The 18719-nt window shown below is 67.7% G+C and carries 15 protein-coding genes; 10 read left to right on the forward strand and 5 right to left on the reverse strand.

The features are described 5' to 3' along the window. Positions 1–40 precede the first annotated feature (40 nt). The 4 genes from LZ005_RS04205 (at position 41) to LZ005_RS04220 (ending at position 3321) form a co-directional block, all read left to right on the forward strand. Positions 41–988, forward strand: a complete 948-nt coding sequence (locus LZ005_RS04205) for a S41 family peptidase (RefSeq protein WP_237805011.1) — start codon at positions 41–43, stop codon at positions 986–988. Positions 989–1112: 124 nt separating this feature from the next. Further along, the gene (plsY, locus tag LZ005_RS04210) at positions 1113–1721 is read left to right on the forward strand and encodes a glycerol-3-phosphate 1-O-acyltransferase PlsY (RefSeq protein WP_237805013.1); all 609 of its coding nucleotides are present in this window, start codon (positions 1113–1115) and stop codon (positions 1719–1721) included. 42 nt (positions 1722–1763) lie between these two features. Continuing rightward, entirely contained in the window at positions 1764–2414 is a 651-nt protein-coding gene (locus LZ005_RS04215) for a DsbA family oxidoreductase (protein WP_237805015.1), read from the forward strand. 7 nt (positions 2415–2421) lie between these two features. Further along, positions 2422–3321, forward strand: a complete 900-nt coding sequence (locus LZ005_RS04220; RefSeq protein WP_237805017.1) for a LysR family transcriptional regulator — start codon at positions 2422–2424, stop codon at positions 3319–3321. On the opposite strand, the gene tsaD is transcribed toward LZ005_RS04220, so the two are convergent. From tsaD to LZ005_RS04235, 3 genes are read right to left on the reverse strand one after another with little or no spacing between them, the layout of a single operon-like run. Then, positions 3314–4339, reverse strand: a complete 1026-nt coding sequence (tsaD, locus tag LZ005_RS04225; RefSeq protein ID WP_237805019.1) for a tRNA (adenosine(37)-N6)-threonylcarbamoyltransferase complex transferase subunit TsaD — start codon at positions 4337–4339, stop codon at positions 3314–3316. The genes LZ005_RS04220 and tsaD overlap by 8 nt on opposite strands. A gap of 43 nt (positions 4340–4382) precedes the next feature. Next, positions 4383–6107 carry a bifunctional protein-serine/threonine kinase/phosphatase gene (locus LZ005_RS04230; protein ID WP_237805021.1) on the reverse strand — a complete coding sequence of 575 codons (1725 nt, stop codon included), beginning with the start codon at positions 6105–6107 and terminating at the stop codon, positions 4383–4385. A 1-nt stretch (position 6108) separates the two neighbouring features. After that, complete coding sequence (locus LZ005_RS04235; RefSeq protein ID WP_237805023.1) at positions 6109–7323, reverse strand: NarK/NasA family nitrate transporter; 1215 nt, start codon at positions 7321–7323, stop codon at positions 6109–6111. A 214-nt stretch (positions 7324–7537) separates the two neighbouring features. On the opposite strand from LZ005_RS04235, the gene nirB reads away from it, so the two are divergent. From nirB to LZ005_RS04250, 3 genes are read left to right on the forward strand one after another with little or no spacing between them, the layout of a single operon-like run. Beyond that, positions 7538–9976: a nitrite reductase large subunit NirB gene (nirB, locus tag LZ005_RS04240; protein WP_237805025.1), complete on the forward strand. Its 2439-nt coding sequence runs from the start codon at positions 7538–7540 to the stop codon at positions 9974–9976. Positions 9977–9985: 9 nt separating this feature from the next. Then, positions 9986–10318, forward strand: coding sequence for a nitrite reductase small subunit NirD (nirD, locus tag LZ005_RS04245; protein ID WP_237805027.1), 333 nt, complete (start codon positions 9986–9988; stop codon positions 10316–10318). Then, positions 10308–13043, forward strand: a complete 2736-nt coding sequence (locus LZ005_RS04250; protein WP_237805029.1) for a molybdopterin oxidoreductase family protein — start codon at positions 10308–10310, stop codon at positions 13041–13043. Before nirD ends, LZ005_RS04250 begins: the two co-directional genes overlap by 11 nt. A 28-nt stretch (positions 13044–13071) precedes the next feature. Here LZ005_RS04250 and LZ005_RS04255 read toward each other — a convergent pair whose 3' ends face one another. Next, positions 13072–14130, reverse strand: coding sequence for a 3-deoxy-7-phosphoheptulonate synthase (locus tag LZ005_RS04255; RefSeq protein WP_237805031.1), 1059 nt, complete (start codon positions 14128–14130; stop codon positions 13072–13074). 75 nt (positions 14131–14205) lie between these two features. On the opposite strand from LZ005_RS04255, the gene ybiB reads away from it, so the two are divergent. Both ybiB and cobA read left to right on the forward strand, forming a co-directional pair. After that, complete coding sequence (gene ybiB / locus LZ005_RS04260) at positions 14206–15150, forward strand: DNA-binding protein YbiB (RefSeq protein ID WP_237805033.1); 945 nt, start codon at positions 14206–14208, stop codon at positions 15148–15150. 56 nt (positions 15151–15206) lie between these two features. Next, positions 15207–15968: a uroporphyrinogen-III C-methyltransferase gene (gene cobA, locus LZ005_RS04265; protein WP_237805035.1), complete on the forward strand. Its 762-nt coding sequence runs from the start codon at positions 15207–15209 to the stop codon at positions 15966–15968. Here cobA and LZ005_RS04270 read toward each other — a convergent pair. Beyond that, positions 15954–17354 carry a helix-hairpin-helix domain-containing protein gene (locus LZ005_RS04270; protein ID WP_237805037.1) on the reverse strand — a complete coding sequence of 467 codons (1401 nt, stop codon included), beginning with the start codon at positions 17352–17354 and terminating at the stop codon, positions 15954–15956. The two genes, cobA and LZ005_RS04270, sit on opposite strands and share 15 nt — an antisense overlap. Positions 17355–17444: 90 nt before the next feature. On the opposite strand from LZ005_RS04270, the gene LZ005_RS04275 reads away from it, so the two are divergent. Then, entirely contained in the window at positions 17445–18659 is a 1215-nt protein-coding gene (locus LZ005_RS04275; protein WP_237805038.1) for an NAD(P)/FAD-dependent oxidoreductase, read from the forward strand. Positions 18660–18719 lie beyond the last annotated feature (60 nt).

Genomic DNA, 18719 nt, shown 5'->3' on the forward strand with positions numbered 1-18719 from the left:
TAACATCTTTCTACGTTTCCAACAAAATAAAGGTAGAACGATGCACCCGATCCGCCGTCACCTGCTGGCTGCCAGCCTGAGCCTGCTGACCCTGGCCAGCCAGGCCGCCGACACCCTCGACCCCGCCACCCGCAAGCAAGTCATCAGCGGCGTGGCCAAAGCCCTGGTCGAACAATACCGCCTGCCCGAGCAGGCCACCCAGATCGCCGCCGATCTCGAAGCGCGCGCCCAGCGTGGCGAGTACGACAGCGTGGCCAGCGGTCCCGAGCTGGCCAAGCGCCTGACCAGCGACATGCAGGCGATCAGCCACGATCAGCACATGAGCGTCAGCTACCGCGACAAGCCGCGCCCGCGCGCCGCGCCCGGCGGTCCCGAGGAAGACCGCAAGATCAACTGGGGCATCAAGCATGCCGAAGTCCTCGAGAACAATGTCGGCTATCTGCGCATCGACCAGTTTGCGGACGCGGCGGCCGGGGGTAATGCCCTGGCCGGCGCCATGCAGTTCCTGGCCAATACCGACGCCCTGATCATCGACCTGCGCCACAACCGCGGCGGCGGCGTGATGATCATGCACCTGGCCAGTTATTTCTTCGACGGCGAGCCCGAAGTGCTGCAGACCATCCATTTCCCGCGCATGGGCGAGAGCGTGCCGTACGCGACCGTGCCCTGGCTACCCGGCCCGCGCTATCTGAACAAGCCCGTCTACATCCTGACGGCCAAGCGCACCTTCTCGGCCGGCGAAGCCTTTGCCTACGCGATGCAGACGCACGGCCGCGCCAAGGTGGTCGGCGAAGTCACGAGCGGGGCCGCCAACCCGAACACCTTCGTGGCGCCGCACCCGAACTACACGGTGTCGATCCCGATTGGCGAGACGATCGGCGCCAAGACCAAGAGCAACTGGGAAGGCAAAGGCGTGCAGCCCGACGAGCCCAGCCCCGAAGCCGACGCCCTGAACCGCGCCCTGGCCCTGATCAAAGCCAAATCCTGAACGGTGTCAGGTCCGGCAATCGGACATCTGCGAACTTTCGCCCCATCCGCTGGTCCAAGGCAGCTTGCCGGCGGTGTGGGGCGATGGTGTATAGTCGCGGCTTCCGCTTGCTTTGGGAACTGTGATGAATACCTTCCTGTTTGCGCTTGCCGCCTACCTGATCGGCTCGATTTCCTTTGCCGTCGTCAGCAGCCGCCTGTTCGGCCTGGCTGACCCGCGCACCTACGGCTCCAAGAACCCGGGCGCCACCAATGTCCTGCGCAGCGGGAACAAGGCGGCCGCGATTGCCACCCTGATCGGTGACGGCGCCAAGGGCTGGCTGGCCGTCTTCCTGGCCCAGCAGTTTGGCGACCAGTATGGCGTCGGCGATCTCGGCGTGGCCCTGGTGGCCGTGGCCGTCTTCCTGGGCCACCTGTGGCCGGTGTTCTTCCGCTTTGTCGGCGGCAAGGGCGTGGCCACGGCCCTGGGCGTGCTGCTGGCCCTCAATGGCTGGCTTGGCCTGGCGACCCTGGTGACCTGGCTGGTGGTGGCCTATGCCTTCCGCTATTCCTCGCTGGCGGCCCTGATCGCGGCCCTGTTTGCGCCTTTCTACTACGGTCTGCTGTTCGGCATTAACGACAAATTCTTCGCCGTGGTCGTCATGAGCGCGCTGCTGTTCTACCGCCACGGCGCGAATATCGCCAATCTGCTGGCCGGCAAAGAGAGCCGCATCGGCTCCAAGGCCAAGAAGTAAGCCCTGCCTGCGTCATCCCCGCAAGTGTGCGACACTGTGGGGATGACTACCTCACTGCATATCGATTTCGTCTCCGACGTCTCCTGCCCCTGGTGCGCCATCGGCCTGAAAAGCCTGGAGCAGGCGCTGGCCAATGCCGCCGACGCGGTGCACGCCGAGATCCGCTTCCAGCCGTTTGAACTCAATCCCGACATGGGCGCCGAGGGCGAGGACATCATCGCCCACCTGGCGCGCAAATACGGCGCCAGCCCGCAGCAGCTGCAGCAGACCCAGGAAATGATCCGCGCGCGCGGCGCCGAATTGGGCTTCGTGTTCGACATGGACCAGCGCAGCCGCATCTACAACACCTTCGACGCCCACCGCCTGCTGCACTGGGCCGAGGATTCGGGCCGCCAGCAGGCCCTGAAGATGGCCCTGTTCGAAGCCTATTTCACGCGAGGCGAAAACCCCGGCGCCACCGAGGTGCTGCTGGCCGCCGTCGACAAGGCCGGTCTGGACCGCGCCGAAGCCGCCGCCATTCTGGCCAGCGAGCGCTTTGCCGCCGAGGTGCGCGAGCGCGAACAATACTATCTGCGCGCCGGGATCAACTCGGTGCCGGCCGTGATCATCAATAACCGCCATCTGATTTCGGGCGGCCAGCCGCCGCAAGTCTTCGAACAGGCCCTGCGCCAGATCGCCGCTGCCGGCGAGTAGACCCCCGATGGACCGCCTGCATCTGATGCAAGTGTTCGTGGCGGTCGCCGAAGAGGAAAGCTTTGCCGCCGCCGCGCGCCGCCTCGGCATGTCGGCGCCGGCCGTCACGCGCGCCGTGGCCGCGCTCGAGCAGCGCCTCGGGGTCAAGCTCCTGAATCGCACCACGCGCCATGTGCGCGTCAGCGACGCCGGCGCGCGCTACCTCGATGACGCGCGCCGCATCCTGATCGAAGTCGACGAAGCCGATGAAGCGGCCGGCGGCATCCACGCCGCGCCGCGCGGCCATCTGAAAGTGACCGCGCCTGTCCTGTTCGGCAAACTGCATGTGATGCCGGCCATTGTCGACTACCTGCGCCGCTATCCCGATACCGACGTCGCAGCGACCCTGGCCGACCGCGTGGTCAATCTGATGGAGGAGGGGATCGACGTCGGCGTACGCATCGGCGAGCTGCCCGATTCGACCCTGCACGCGATTCCCGTGGGGCGGGTGCGGCGCATGCTGGTGGCCGCGCCCGGCTATCTGGCGGCGGCCGGCTATCCGCAGTCGCCGCTGGAGCTGCAGCGCCACACGCTGCTGGCCACAGTGAACATGCAGGCGGCGGTGGAGTGGCGTTTTCTGGTCGATGGCAGCGTGCAGCCGCTGCGCATCCGTCCGCGCCTGACCGTCACCAGCAACGATGGCGCCATCGAAGCGGCGCGCCATGGCCTGGGCATCACCCGCCTGATGTCGTATCAGGTGGCGCCCTATCTGGCCAATGGCGAACTGGAAGCCCTACTGACAGCCTACGAACTGGCGCCGTTGCCGATCCATGTGATCCACCGCGAAGGGCGCCATGCCTCGGCCAAGGTGCGCGCTTTCATCGACCTGATCGTCGACCGGCTGCGCGCCGATCCTTCGCTCAGATGACGCGCAGTTCTTCCAGCGGCCAGCGCGGGCGCACGTTGAAGCTGTAGTCTTTTTTGGCGGCCTGCGGATTGATCTGCAGGCGCATGGCGCCGGCGAAGGCGATCATGGCGCCGTTATCGGTGCAGAACTGCAGCTCCGGGTAATACACGCGGAATTTGCGCTTGGCCGCCGCCGCATTGAGCGAGGCGCGCAGCTGCGCATTGGCGCCCACGCCGCCGGCGATCACCAGGCGCTTCAGGCCCGAATGGCGGATCGCGTTCACGCATTTGGCGGTCAGGACGTCGACGATGGCGTCGACGAAGCCGCGCGCGATATTCGCCTTGTCCTGCTCGCACACATTGGTCTGGTTCTTGACCACCGTGAGCACGGCCGTCTTCAGGCCCGAGAAGCTGAAGTTGAAGTCCTTCGAGTGCAGCATCGGGCGCGGCAGCTTGTAGGCGGCGGGGTCGCCGAATTCGGCCAGGCGCGAAATGGCCGGCCCGCCCGGATACCCGAGGCCGAGCAGCTTGGCCGATTTGTCGAAGGCTTCGCCGGCCGCGTCGTCCAGGGTTTCGCCGAGCAGCGTGTACTGGCCGACGCCGTCGACCCGCATCAGCTGAGTGTGGCCGCCCGAGACCAGCAGGGCGATGAACGGAAAGGCCGGCGGCTCGCTGGCCAGCAGGGGCGACAGCAGGTGGCCTTCGAGGTGGTGCACGCCGAGCACCGGCTTATCGAGCGCGAGCCCGAGGCTGCAGGCGATCGAGGAGCCGACCAGCAGCGCCCCCGCCAGGCCGGGGCCGAGCGTGTAGGCGATCGCATCCACCTCGGCCAGCGCCACGCCCGACTGCTGCAGCACCTGCTCCAGCAGCGGCAGGGCGCGCCGGATATGGTCGCGCGAGGCCAGTTCCGGCACCACGCCGCCGTATTCCTCGTGCATGGCCACCTGCGAGTGCAGGGCGTGGCCAAGCAGGCCGCGCTCGGTGTCATAGAGCGCGAGCCCGGTTTCGTCGCAGGAGGATTCGATGCCGAGGACAATCATGAAACGGTCTGCCGGATACAAGCCAAACCGCCATTGTAAACGATCATCCGCGCACCAGCAGCCAGCCCAGGACCAGGTTCCCCGCCAGCGCGGCCAGGGCCAGCGCGCGCCACAGGGCCAGCCGCGGCAGGCGTGCCACCAGCGGCGTCGGGGCCGGCGCGGGCAGCGGCCGGGTGGCCCCGCGTTCGAGCGCGATCAGGAATTCCTCGGCTGTTTCGAAGCGTTCGGCCGGCAGGCGCGCCACCGCCTTCAGCAGCAGGCTCTCGAACCAGGGCGGGATATCGGGCCGGTAGCGCACCGGGCTGGCCGGCGCGCCGAAGTGCGGGCGCTGGAAAGCCTCCACCTCACCGTACGGGTAGCGCCGCGTCAGCACATAGTAAAGCGTGACGCCGAGCGCATACAGATCGGTACTGGGGCTGGCCGGCGCGCCCTCGAACAGCTCGGGCGCGAGGAAGGACGGGGTGCCGGCCTGGCTGGCGCTGGCGCTCTCGCGCGTCAGGCCCGACTGGGCCACGCCGAAGTCGAGCAGGCGCAGTTGGCCGTCCTCGCCGCAATGCACATTGGCCGGCTTGATATCGCGGTGCAGGATGGCGCGCCGGTGCAGGGCGCCGACCGCGCGCACCAGTTGCGTGGCCAGGTTCAGGGCTTCCGGCACGGTGCAGTGGTGGCCGGCGTCGACCTGCTCTTGCAGCGAATGGCCGGCGTGGTAGGTGCTCAGGTAGTACAGGTAGTTGCGCTGGGGCGGATTGACCACCTGGGCGAAGAAGCGCGCCACCGCGCGCCGCGCCAGCCATTCCTCGTGGGCGAAGGCGCTGCGTTCCTCGGGATCGTCGCCGCGCTCCGGGCTCAGGGTCTTGAGCACCAGATCGCGCCCGCTGGCCGGCTCGCTCACGCGGTAGACGAGGGTGGTCGGCGAGGCGTGCAGCAGCTCCTCCACGCGCAGGCCTTCGAACACCTGGCTCGCCTGCAGGCGCGGTGGCACCGGCAGATGGCCGATGCTGGCCACGCTGTCGCGCAGGTTCAGCTCGGGCAGGGCCAGTACGCGCAGCACCAGGGCGCTGGCGTTGTCGCGCCCACTGGCGGCCAGGGCGGCATCGACGATTGCTTCGGCCGTCGCGCCGGCGCTGGCATCGGCCTCGGGCTGCTCGCTCACGGCGCCGGTGGTCTGCGCCAGCAGGGCGCGCAGCGCGGGCGGCTTCAGATAGGCCCAGACGCCGTCGGTGGCCAGCAGCAGCACGTCGCCGCTGCGCAGCTCGCCCATGCCGTGGTCGATGGTGATCTGGCTGTCCAGGCCCACGGCGCGGGTCAGCACATGGCGCATCTCGGGCCGGTCCCAGACATGGTCCGTGGTCAGGCAGTGCAGTTCGCCATCGCGCAGCAGATACAGGCGGCTGTCGCCGACATGGACGAAGTAGTAGAAGCCGCCGCGCAGCACGACGCCGGTCAGTGTGGTGGCCATGCCCGCAAGCTCGGGCCGCACGGCGCCCTGCTGCTGCACCCAGCTATTGCAGGCGCGGACCACGCGCTCCATCGCCTGCGCCACCGTCCAGGTGTCGGGCGTGGCGTAGTAATCCGAGAGCAGGCCGCGCACCGTGTATTCGGCCGCCTCGCGCCCACCTTCGTTACCCGAGACGCCATCGGCGATGGCGGCCAGCACGCCCTTGCTGTTCAGGTCAGGCAGATGCGGCGTGACGACGCCGAGAAAATCCTCGTTGCGCTTGCGCGGGCCGGTGCGGGTGGCATGGCCGACGGCGACAGTCAGCACCATGTCACACCCGGGCCGTGGTCATGGCGGCACTGCCCCAGGTGGTGCGCCAGCGCGTCTTCACCGCGGTCAGGCCCAGCAAGGCCACGATGGCCAGTCCGGCGAACAGCAGCAGGCCCGCCTGATAGCTGCCCGTGTACTGGCGCGACAGGCCAAGGCTGGAGGCCAGGTAGAAGCCGCCGACGCCGCCGGCCATGCCCACCAGGCCGGTCATCACGCCGATCTCCTTGCGAAAGCGCTGCGGCACCAGCTGGAACACGGCGCCATTGCCGCAGCCCAGGGCCAGCATGGCCAGCACGAACACCAGCATGGCGCTGAGGGCGTCGGACATGCCGTCGCTGGCGATCACCAGCATGGCGGCGGCGATCGCGTACATGCCGGTCAGCGTGCGGATGCCGCCGATGCGGTCGGCCAGCCGGCCGCCGAGCGGGCGCACGAGCGAACCGGCGAACACGCAGCCGGCCGTCAGATAGCCCGCCGTGACAGGCGCGATGCCGTATTGGGCGTTGAAGTAGATCGTCAGCGAGGAGGCCAGACCGGAGAAGCCGCCAAAGGTCACCGCGTAGAAGAACATGAACCACCAGGCGTCGCGGTCCTTCAGCACGGCCAGGTAGGCCTTCAGCTGCTTGGGCTCCGGCGCGGTCGGCGCGTCCTTGGCCATGCCCACGTAGACCAGCAGGGCCAGACCGAGCGGAATCAGGCACAGGCCAAACACGTTCTGCCAGCCGTAGCTGAGGGCCAGCGAGGGCGCCACCAGGGCCGCCAGCGCGGTACCGCTGTTGCCGGCGCCGGCGATGCCGAGCGCCGTGCCCTGATGTTCGGGCGGGTACCAGCGCGAGGCCAGCGGCAGGGCCACGGCAAAAGCGGCGCCGGCCACGCCAAGCAGGCAGGCCAGCAGCAGCATGCTGGCGTAGGAATCGAGCCGCCCCTGCCAGGCCCAGAGCATGGCCGCGATGACCACCAGCTGGCCGATCAGGCCCGCCTTCTTCGGCTTCAGGTGATCGACCATCACGCCCATCACGATGCGCAGCACGGCGCCGGCCAGCAGCGGCACGGCCACCATGAAGCCTTTCTGCGCGGGCGTCAGGCCCAGGTCCTTCGAGATCTGCACGGCCAGCGGCCCGAGAATGACCCAGACCATGAAGGACAGGTCAAAGTAGAAGAAGGCGGCGAACAGCGTAGGCAGGTGGCCCGCTTTCCAGAAGGACGTCTTGCTCATCAAAGGCTCCAATGTGAGGGGATGCCCGCTCTGAATGCAAGCGCCGTGCCACTTCGGTGCGCCGTCCAAAGCGCCGCCAGACTGCACCAGCGGCCGCACCGGCCGCACCTTGTTGGTGCGCGTGCGCCATCGCGTCTCATCCTTTCGAACTAGTTCACCGCTTTCCACCCGCCTGGCACCGAATTTGCAAAGGAGAGGGTATCAAGGAGGCATCATGAAGAAACTGAAGCTGGTAATGGTGGGGAACGGGATGGCCGGGGTGCGCACGCTCGAGGGGCTGCACAAGCTGGCGCCGGACCTGTATGAGATCACGGTGTTCGGCGCCGAGCCCTATGCCAACTACAACCGCATCCTGCTGTCGCCGGTGCTGGCTGGCGAGCAGACCATCCAGGACATCATGCTCAATGACGAGGACTGGTACGCCTCGCTCGGCATCACTCTCCATCTGGGCAAAAAGGTCGTGCAGATCGACCGCGCGCGCCGCCTGGTGGTGGCCGAAGACGGCACCACGGCCGAATACGACCGCCTGCTGCTGGCGACCGGCTCGACCCCGTTCATGCTGCCGGTGCCGGGGCGCGAACTCGATGGCGTGATCGCCTACCGCGACATCCATGACACCAACACCATGATCGCCGCGGCCGCGCGGTACAAGCATGCGGTGGTGATCGGCGGCGGCCTGCTTGGCCTGGAAGCGGCCAATGGCCTGAAAATGCGCGGCATGGACGTCAGCGTGGTGCATCTGCCCAAATGGCTGATGGAGCGCCAGCTCGACCCCGTGGCCGGCAAGATGCTGCAGCAGGAGCTGGAGTCGCGCGGCCTGCATTTCCTGCTCGAGAAGCAGACCCAGTGCCTGCTCGGCGACGAGCACGGGCGTGTGCGCGCGATCCGCTTCAGCGATGGCAGCGAGGCGCCTGCCGATCTGGTGGTGATGGCGGTCGGCATCCGCCCGAATACGGCGCTGGCCGAGAGCGCGGGCCTGCACTGCGAGCGCGGCATCGTCGTCAACGACACCATGCAGACCTTCGATCCGCGCATCTACGCGGTGGGCGAATGCGTCAATCACCGCGGCGTGGCGTATGGCCTGGTGGCGCCGCTGTTCGAGATGGCGCGCGTGTGCGCGACCCATCTGGCCAATTTCGGCATCGGCCGCTACCAGGGCTCGGTCACGTCGACCAAGCTGAAAGTCACCGGCGTCGACCTGTTCTCGGCCGGCGACTTCATGGGCGGGGAGGGCACCGAGGACATCGTGCTGTCCGACCCGATCGGCGGCGTCTACAAGCGCCTCGTGATCAAGGACGACAAACTGGTGGGGGCCTGCCTGTACGGCGACACGGTCGACGGCAGCTGGTACTTCAAGCTGCTGCGCGAGGGCCGCAGCATCAGCGATATCCGCGATAGCCTGATGTTCGGCGAATCGAACACGGGCCGCCCCGGCGACGTCGGCCACGAGGGGCATACCAAGGCCGCCGCCATGCCGGATGACGCCGAGGTGTGCGGCTGTAACGGCGTCTGCAAGGGCAGCATCGTCAAGGCCATCAAGGAAAAGGGCCTGTTCACGCTGGAGGACGTGCGCAAGCACACCAAGGCCTCGGCCTCGTGCGGCTCCTGCACCGGCCTGGTGGAGCAGATCATCATGGCCACGGCGGGCGGCGACTATTCGGTGGCCAGCAAGGTCAAGCCGATGTGCGGCTGCACGGAGCACAGCCACCAGCAGGTGCGCGAGGCGATCCGCAACCAGCACCTGACCGCCATCCCGCAGGTGATCCAGGCGCTCGGGTGGCGCACCCCGAACGGCTGCGCGAGCTGCCGCCCGGCCCTGAACTACTACCTGATTTCGACCTGGCCGCGCGAGGCGGTGGATGATCCGCAGTCGCGCTTCATCAACGAACGCTCGCACGCCAATATCCAGAAGGATGGCACCTATTCGGTCATTCCGCGCATGTTCGGCGGCGAGACGACGGCGGCCGATCTGCGCCGCATCGCCGACGTGGTCGACAAGTACAAGATCCCGACGGTGAAGGTGACGGGCGGCCAGCGCATCGACCTGCTGGGGGTGAAGAAGGAAGACCTGCGCAGCGTCTGGCAGGACCTGGGCATGCCCAGCGGCCTGGCTTACGCCAAGGGTCTGCGCACCGTGAAGACCTGCGTCGGCAGCGAATGGTGCCGCTTCGGCACGCAGGATTCCACGCGCATGGGCCAGGAGCTCGAACACGAACTGAAGCTGATGTACGCGCCGCACAAGGTCAAGCTGGCGGTGTCGGGCTGCCCGCGCAACTGCGCCGAAGCCGGTATCAAGGACGTGGGCGTGATCGGCGTCGATTCCGGCTGGGAGATCTACGTGGCCGGGAACGGCGGCATCAAGACCGAGGTCGCGCAGTTCCTCGTCAAGGTGAAGACCCACGAGGAGGTGCGCGAAATGGCCGGCGCCTTCCTGCAGCTGTATCGCGAGGAGGGCTGGTATCTGGAGCGCACCGTGCACTACGTGGGCCGCGTAGGCCTCGACTATGTGAAGCAGAAGGTGGTGGAGGATGCGGCCAATCGCCAGGCCCTGTATGAACGCCTGCTGTTTGCGCTCGAAGGACAGCCCGACCCGTGGCTGCAGAGCGAGGCCGCCCAGGTCGATGTGCGCCAGTTTCAACCTCTGTCGGTATAAGGAATGTCGATGAAACCTGAATGGAAGACGATCTGCAAAGTGAGCGACATCCCTGTGCTCGGGGCGCGCGTGGTGGCGCGTGGCGATGCCGTGCCGGTGGCGATCTTTCGCAACAGCGAGGACAAGGTCTTCGCGCTGCTCGATAAATGTCCGCACAAGGGCGGCCCGCTATCGCAGGGGATTGTGTTTGGCGAGCGGGTCGCCTGCCCGCTGCATAACTGGCAGATCGAGCTGCACAACGGCTGCGCCGTATCGCCCGACGAAGGCTGCACGCAGCGCTTTGCCGTGCGGGTGGAGAATGGTGAAGTGGCACTCGACCTGAGCGAGCTGTATGGCGAGTGAAGTACGCACCACCTGCTGCTACTGCGGCGTGGGCTGTGGCGTCATCGTCAGCACCGACGGCCAGCAGGTGCTCGGTGTGCGCGGCGATCCGGACCATCCGGCCAATTTCGGCCGCCTGTGCAGCAAGGGCAGCAATCTGCATCAGACCGCGCGGCCGCTGGTGCAGCAGCAGGTGCGGGCGCTGGCGCCGGCGCTGCGCGTGCTGCGCCAGGGCGTGCGGGCGCCGGTCAGCTGGGAGTATGCGGTCGAGGTGGCGGCCGGGCGTATCGCCAATGCCGTGCAGGCCTATGGGCCGGACAGCGTCGCCTTCTACATCTCGGGCCAGCTGCTGACCGAGGACTACTACGTCTTCAATAAATTCGCCAAGGGCCTGCTGGGGACGAATAACATCGACTCCAACTCGCGCCTGTGCATGTCGAGCGCGGTAGCCGGCTACAAGCAGACCCTGGGCGCCGACGCGCCGCCCGCCTGTTACGAGGATATCGCGCTGGCCGACGTGGTCTTCATCGCCGGCGCCAATATGGCCTACGCCCACCCGGTGCTGTATCGCCGGCTGGAGGCCGCCCGCGCCGCGCGCCCGGAGATGAAGATCATCGTGGCCGATCCGCGGCGCACCGATACCGCCGCCGAGGCCACGCTGCATCTGCCGATCCTGCCCGGTACCGACGTCGCCCTGTTCAACGGCATGCTGCACCTGTGCCTGTGGGAGGGCTTTGCCGATCAGGCCTTCATCGCCGCCCATACCGAGGGCTTCGACGCCATCCGCGATGCCGTGCGAGATTTCACGCCGGCGCATGTGGCGGCCATCTGCGGCATCCCCGAGGCGGACCTGCTGCAGGCGGCGCGCTGGTTCGGCAGCGCGCGTGCCGCGCTGTCGCTCTACTGTCAGGGCCTGAACCAGTCGAGCAGCGGCACGGCCAAGAACGCGGCGCTGATCAACCTGCACCTGGCCACCGGCCAGATCGGCAAACCCGGCGCCGGCCCGTTCTCGCTGACCGGTCAGCCGAATGCCATGGGCGGGCGCGAAGTGGGCGGCATGGCCAATCTGCTGTCGGCCCATCGCGACCTGGCCGACCCGCAGCAGCGCGCCGAAGTGGCAGCGCTGTGGGGTGTCGACGCGGTGCCTGCCGAACGCGGGCTGACGGCAGTGGAGATGTTTGAAGCGGCGGCGGAAGGCCGCATCAAGGTGCTGTGGATCGCCTGCACCAATCCGGCCCAGTCGATGCCGGACCAGAAGCTGGTGCGCGCCGCACTCGAGAAGGTGGACTTTGTCATCGTGCAGGAGGCCTTTGCCAGCACCGCCACGGTCGCCTACGCCGATCTGCTGCTGCCGGCCACCACCTGGGCCGAAAAGGAGGGTACGGTCACCAATTCGGAGCGGCGCATCACACGTGTCCGCGCGGCCTTGCCCAAGCCCGGCCAGGCCCGCCACGATTGGGAGATCGCCGCGCAGGTGGCGCGCGCCGTGGCCGCCAAGCTCGAAAAGCCGGGCATCCGTTTCGACTACCCCGATCCTGAGTCGGTCTGGAACGAACACCGCGCCTCGACGCGCGGCCGTGACCTCGATATCACCGGGCTGTCGTATGCGCTGCTGGAGCAGCAGGGGGCGCAGCAATGGCCGTATCCCGAGGGCGCGCAGGCGGGCCGCCAGCGCCTGTACGAAGACGGCGTCTTCCCCACGCCTTCAGGCCGCGCGCGCTTCGTGCCGACGCCTTATGTGCCGGTGGCAGAGCCGGCCGACGCGCGCTACCCCTTCCAGTTGAACACCGGCCGCCTGCGCGACCAGTGGCATGGTATGAGCCGCACCGCGACGTCGCCCCAGGCGTTTGCGCACGTGGCCGAACCGAGTCTGCAGATGGCGCCCGACGATATGGCGCGCCGCGGGCTGGCCGAGGGCGATCTGGTGCATGTTACCAGCCGCCGCGCCACGCTGATTCTGCCGGTGCGGGCCGACCCCGGCCAGCGGCGCGGCCAGGTGTTCATGCCCATGCACTGGGGGCCGGAGTATGTGTCCGGCCGTGGCCCCGCGCTGGGGGTGAACGGCCTGACCGTGCCTGCCATCGACCCCAAGTCCTTCCAGCCGGAGCTGAAAAACGCGGCCGTCAAAGTGCTGAAGGCCGAGCTGCCATGGCGCTTTGCCGTTTTCGCCTGGGTGGACGAGGCCCAGGCCCTGCGGCTGCAGGCCCGCCTGCGCAGCTACTACGGGCGCTTCGCGTTTGCCGCCTGCACCCTGTTTGGCCGCGAGCGCTGCGGCGTTTTGTTCCGCGCGGCCGACGACTATGCTGCCGCGCCAGCCCTGGTGAGCGAGATCGAAGCCCTGTTTGGCATCGAGGGCGCCTTGGTGCTGCGTTACGAGGATACCCGTCGTGGCAATGCGCGGCGCATGCTGGTGCGCGACGGGCAGCTGCAGGCCGTGGCCCTGGCCGGCGATACGGCCGCGGAGCAGTGGCTGCGCCAGCTGCTGGAGACGGGCGCCGATGTGCGCAGTCTGGGCCGGCTGCTGCTGTCGCCGTCGGCCACGGCGCCGCAGGGCTTCAAGGCGCGCGGAAAGGTGGTGTGCAGTTGTCTGGGTGTGGCGGAGGCCGAGATTGCGGCCTGTCTGGCCGCAGCGGCGCCGGGCGAAGATGGCTTGGCGCGTCTGCAGGGAGAACTGAAATGCGGGACGAGCTGCGGGTCCTGCGTGCCGGAGCTGAAACGGATGGTGGCCGCAGCGGCGCAGGTGTGAACGCCTGCACCGCCGGGCCGGGCGCCGCTTACGGGCGGTTCAGCAGTTCGGCGTGGGCGGCCAGCAGCATGGCCTCGGTGTCTTCCCAGCCGATGCAGCCATCGGTGACGGAGCAGCCGTACTTCAGTTCCGACAGGTCGGCCGGGATCTTCTGGTTGCCGCCGACGATGTTCGATTCGATCATCACGCCCACCAGCGACTGGTTGCCGTGTTTGATCTGCTGGATCACGTCGGACATCACGAGCGGTTGCAGTTCCGGCTTCTTGTAGCTGTTGGCGTGCGAGCAGTCCACCACCAGATTGGCGGGCAGCTTGGCCTTGGCCAGCGCCTGCTCGGCGATCTTGACCGAGACCGAGTCGTAGTTCGGACGGCCGTCGCCGCCGCGCAGCACCACGTGGCCGTAGGCGTTGCCGCGCGTGCGCACGATCGACACCTTGCCTTCGCCATTAATGCCGAGGAAGGCGTGCGGGTGGGCGGCCGACAGGATGGCGTTGACGGCGATGCTGATGTCGCCGTCGGTGCCGTTCTTGAAGCCGACCGGGGTCGAGAGGCCGGACGACATTTCGCGGTGGGTCTGCGATTCGGTGGTGCGCGCGCCGATGGCGGTCCAGGCGATCAGGTCGCCCAGGTACTGCGGCGAGATCGGGTCGAGCGCTTCGGTGGCGGTGGGCATGTCCATCTCGCACACGTCCAGCAGGAAGCGGCGCGCGTTCTCCATGCCGACGTCGACGCGGAAGGAGTCGTCCATGAACGGATCGTTGATGTAGCCCTTCCAGCCGGTGGTGGTGCGCGGCTTTTCGAAGTAGACGCGCATGACCAGATACATCGTGTCTTTCACCTTCTCCTGCAGGGCTTTCAGGCGACGGGCATAATCGAGGCCGGCCACCGGATCGTGAATCGAGCAGGGGCCGACGACGACGAACAGGCGCTTGTCCTTGCGGTCGAGGATGTTACGCAGCGTTTCGCGGCCGCGCATGACCGCGTCAAAGGCGGTTTCGGTCAGCGGCAGCTTGGCATGCAGTTCCTCGGGCGTGGGCATCGAGGCGAAAGAGGTAACGTTGATGTTTTCAATATCTGGGGTAATCATGATGCGGACTTTAGCTGTGCGGTTTTTACGGCGTGGGTCGTCTAGTGTAGCCCGAATCCCGAACTGGTGCTGACCATGGACGCTTTCCCCTGTGCCCATCTGATCAAGGAAATCGGCCGCGGCAAGCATGGTGCGCGCAGCATGAGCCGTGCCGATGCGCGCGCGCTGTATGCGGCCATGCTGGCTGGCCGCGTGTCCGATCTCGAACTCGGCGCGGTGCTGCTGGCCATGCGCATCAAGGGCGAATCGGTGGAGGAGATCGCCGGCTTCCTCGACGCGGCCGAGGCCTCGTTCCCGCGCCTGGTGCTGCCCGCTGCGACGGCGGCACCGGTGCTGATCCCGTCTTACAACGGCGCGCGCAAGATGGCCAATCTGACCGCCTTGCTGGCCCTGCTGCTGGCGCGTGAGGGCGTGCCGGTGCTGGTGCACGGCGTGCGCACCGATGTGGGGCGCGTGACCACGGCCGAAGTGATGGCGGCGCTGGGCCTCGCGCCCTGCGCCACGCCAGCGGAGGCGGTGGCGGCCATTGGCGCTGGCCAGCCGGCTTTTCTGCCGATCGATGTGCTGGCGCCGGACATGGCGCGGCTGTTGGCGCTGCGCCGCGTGCTCGGTGTGCGCAACAGCACTCATACACTGGTGAAGATTCTGCAGCCGCTGCAGGGACGCGCGCTGCGCCTGGTCTCCTACACGCACCCGGAATATCTGGAGATGCTCGGCGCTTACTTCACCGAAGCGCGCGCCGACGCCTTCCTGATGCGCGGAACCGAGGGCGAGACCGTGGCCAATGCCGTGCGCGCGCAGCAGATCGACTGGTTCCACGAGGGCGAGCGCACGGTAATCGTGGAGAAGCAGGGCGTGGCCGATACGCCGCCGGAGCTGCCCGTCGAACGCGACGCCGCCACCACGGCCGCCTGGATTGGCCGCGTGCTGGCCGGTGCGCTGCCGGTGCCGCCCTCGATTGCGGACCAGGTGGCGCAGTGCGTGCGTGTGGCGCGGGCGATGCACCAAGCCGGTGCCTGAAACGTGGCACGTGTCTTGCTGTGATGCCCGTATGTGCAGCGACAGGCGGGACGAATATGGGCAAGGTGATGTTGGTGGGTGCGGGGCCGGGCGATCCGGAGCTGTTGACCCTGAAGGCGGTGAAGGCGATTGCGGCAGCCGATGTGCTGCTGGTTGATGCCCTGGTGCCCGATGCGGTGCTCAGGCATGCGCGGCCGCAGGCGCGTGTCATCCATGTGGGTAAGCGCGGCGGCTGCGCCTCCACCCCGCAGGCCTTCATTGAAAAGCTGATGATCACCGAGGCGCGTGCGGGCCATTGCGTGGTGCGCCTGAAGGGCGGCGACCCGTATATGTTCGGCCGCGGCGGCGAGGAGAAGGCGCACCTGGAAGCAGCAGGCCTTGTGGTGGAAGTCGTCAACGGCATCAGCGCGGGCCTGGCCGCGCCGGCCAGCATCGGCGTGCCGCTCACGCACCGCGACTTCAGCGCGGGTGCGATTTTCGTCACGGGCCACGAGCGGGCCGATGGCGGCGCGGGTAGCGCGCCCGATTGGGCGGCGCTGGCGCGCACCGGCCTGACCCTCGTCATCTACATGGGCGTGGCGCGCTGCCGCGAAATTCAGACGGCCCTGCTGGCGGCTGGCATGCGCGCCGCCATACCGGTGGCGGTGATCCAGTCGGCCAGCACGCCGCAGCAGGCCCAGTTGCTGACGACGCTCGATGCGATGGCCGAGGATATCGGCCGCGCCGGTCTGGGCAGCCCGAGCATCCTCGTCATCGGCGAGGTGGTGCGGTGCGCAGCGGCGCAGGCAGCGCCGCTGGCGGTGTCACTGGCGGGTTAGCGGACCGGCGGCGCGTGCCGCTGCGGCCAGCGCGTTCAGGGCTGCGGGCGCGATGCCGCTGCGCTGCGTGGCGTCGGCCAGATCCTTGAACAGGCCATCGCGATCGCGGCTGGCGACGGCGCGTGCGGCTGCCTCCGCGCCGATGCCGGGCAAGGCAGCCAACTGCGCCGCGTCGGCCGTATTCAGATCCCAGCACTGTTCGCCCGCCAGCAGCCACAGGGCGGGGCCGGTGTGCTCGGCCAGGCGGGCGGGTGCGGCCTGCACGGCGGCGACGGCGGCGGCCATCTCCTTGCGCAGGGCCTGCAGGGCCGGAACGAAAGCCTCGCCATCGCCTTTGCGCCCAGCCAGGGCCAGAGCTTCGGTCTTGCTGGCCAGGGCCGGTGCGCCCAGCACGCCGTAGCTGGTCTCCACAATCTGCTTGATGAAGGCCTGGCCGGCGGCCGGAGCGACTTTGTTGAGCGACTGGGCCAGCAACGGCAGCAGGGCGCTGTCCGGCGTGAGGGGCTGGCGGTTCAGATCCATGAAGGCGCGGAACAGCGGCGTGTAGCGCGCGGCCAGTGCCTGCTGGCTGCCAGGCGCCTGCTGGCGGTAGAACACGGTGGCCAGAAAGCCTTCGGAGGCCAAGAGCTGCGCGCCGTTGCGCAGACGGGCGCGGTCGAAAGCCGTGGGCTCGCTGCCGATCTGGTGGTGGACGAACAGATTCTGGCGCACGCCCTCGATGCGCATGGCGCGGTCGAAGTTGGATTCCCACAGCGGCGTGAAGGCCTTGAATTCGATGCCCTGGTCCTGCGCCTGCAGACGCGCATTGCGCGTGAAGCGGCGCGCCAGCGCCTGGAAATGGGTGGCGAAGCCTTCGTCAAACGCGGTCTGCTGGTCGGTCAGGCTGTAGCTGTGATGGGCCGCGCGCGCAAAGCCATTGGGCAGGGCGGGCAGCAGGCGGCGCAGCAGCACGTGGCCCAGTTCATGCGCGAAGATCTCTTCGAAACTGCCATCGGCCACGCTGTCGGCGTCGACCACCAGATCGACGAAGGGCTCGTCGACAAAGCGCTCGTGCGCGCCCTCGCGCAGCCAGAAGCCACTGCGCGCGAAGCCGCCGTCTTCCTGCGCCAGCATCAGCCAGGTGCGCTGGCCTTTGCCGGCCAGGCGCATCGCCGCTTCATCCAGCTGCAGCATGCTGGCGGTGAAGCCCTGGCGCGCCTCCTTCTGCAAAGCGCTGTGCAGGGCGCCGCTGTGCACGCGGGTCAGCACCGGCGCCGGCGCGCCGCCCTGCGGACCGGGGCGCATCAGCGCTTGCTTATCCTGGATGACGGGGGTGAGGACGGCCAGTTCGGCGGCCGCGGCTTCGGCGCCGATCAGCATCGACGCAGCAAGAAGAAGGCTTCGCATGGTCAGGAACAAAGAAATTGAACGCGGACAGGATACGCGATTCGCGGCGCTTGCTCGCGTACAATCTTGTATCAACTTTTTCCTTCGCGTATGCATTCTTCCTTTGACGTGGCCGTGATCGGCGCTGGCGCGGCCGGCATGATGTGCGCCGCCGTGGCCGCCCAGCGCGGCCTGCGCGTGGTGCTGATCGACCATGCCGAGAAGCTGGCCGAAAAGATCCGCATCTCCGGCGGCGGGCGCTGCAATTTCACCAATCTGCATGCCGGCCCGGCCAATTACCTGTCGCAAAATCCGCACTTCTGCCGCAGCGCGCTGGCCCGCTACACGCCGCGCGATTTCCTCGACCTCGTGCGCCGCCACGGCATTGCCTGGCATGAAAAGCACAAGGGCCAGCTGTTCTGCGACGATTCGTCCGAGCAGATCATCGCCATGCTGCGCGCCGAGTGCGAGGCCGGCGGCGTGCACTGGCGCCTGGGCTGCAAGCTGGGCGAGGTGGGGCAGACGGCGGACGGCGGCTTTCGGCTCGGCACCGACGCCGGTGAGTTGACCGTGCGGAACTTGGTCATCGCCACCGGCGGCTTGTCGATTCCCAAGATCGGCGCGACGGACATCGGCTACCGCATCGCCAAGCAATTCGGGCTGGGCCTGGTGGAGACGCGGCCCGGCCTGGTGCCGCTGAGCTTCGATGGCCCGGCTTGGGAGGCCTTTGCACCGCTGGCCGGCATCGCCCTGGAAGTCGATGTGGAAACGCGCCACGGCAAGGGCCGCCAGGCCGTGCACGGACAGTTCCGCGAAGACCTGCTGTTCACCCACCGCGGCCTGTCGGGCCCGGCCATCCTGCAGATTTCCAGCTATTGGGCGCCGGGGACGGCGCTCACGCTGAATCTGCTGCCGGAAATGGATCTGGCGCAAACCTTGATCGAAGGAAAGTCCACGATCAAGAAGCAGATGGGCAATGTGTTGTCGCAATGGCTAGCTTCGCGCCTGGCCGAGGGCCTGCTCGCCATGCATGGCATCGCCCCCGAGGCGCGCCTTGCGGATCTGCCGGACGCCAAGCTGCGCAAGTTGGGCGAGGCCGTGAACCGCTGGCAAATCGTGCCGACGGGCACGGAAGGCTATCGCAAGGCTGAGGTGACCTTGGGTGGTGTCAATACAAAAGAACTGTCGCAGCAGAGCATGATGGCCGAGCGGGTGCCGGGCCTGTATTTCATCGGGGAAGTGGTGGACGTCACGGGCTGGCTGGGCGGCTATAATTTCCAGTGGGCGTGGTCGTCTGGCAACGCCGCCGGGTGCGCCCTGCACTAAAAAAGCTGGCACAAATGCTCAATTTGGTGCTATCATCGCGGTCTTCCCTAAATCCGACGG

The sequence above is a fragment of the Massilia sp. TS11 genome, assembly GCF_022012445.1.
Taxonomy (GTDB): Bacteria; Pseudomonadota; Gammaproteobacteria; order Burkholderiales; family Burkholderiaceae_D; genus Telluria.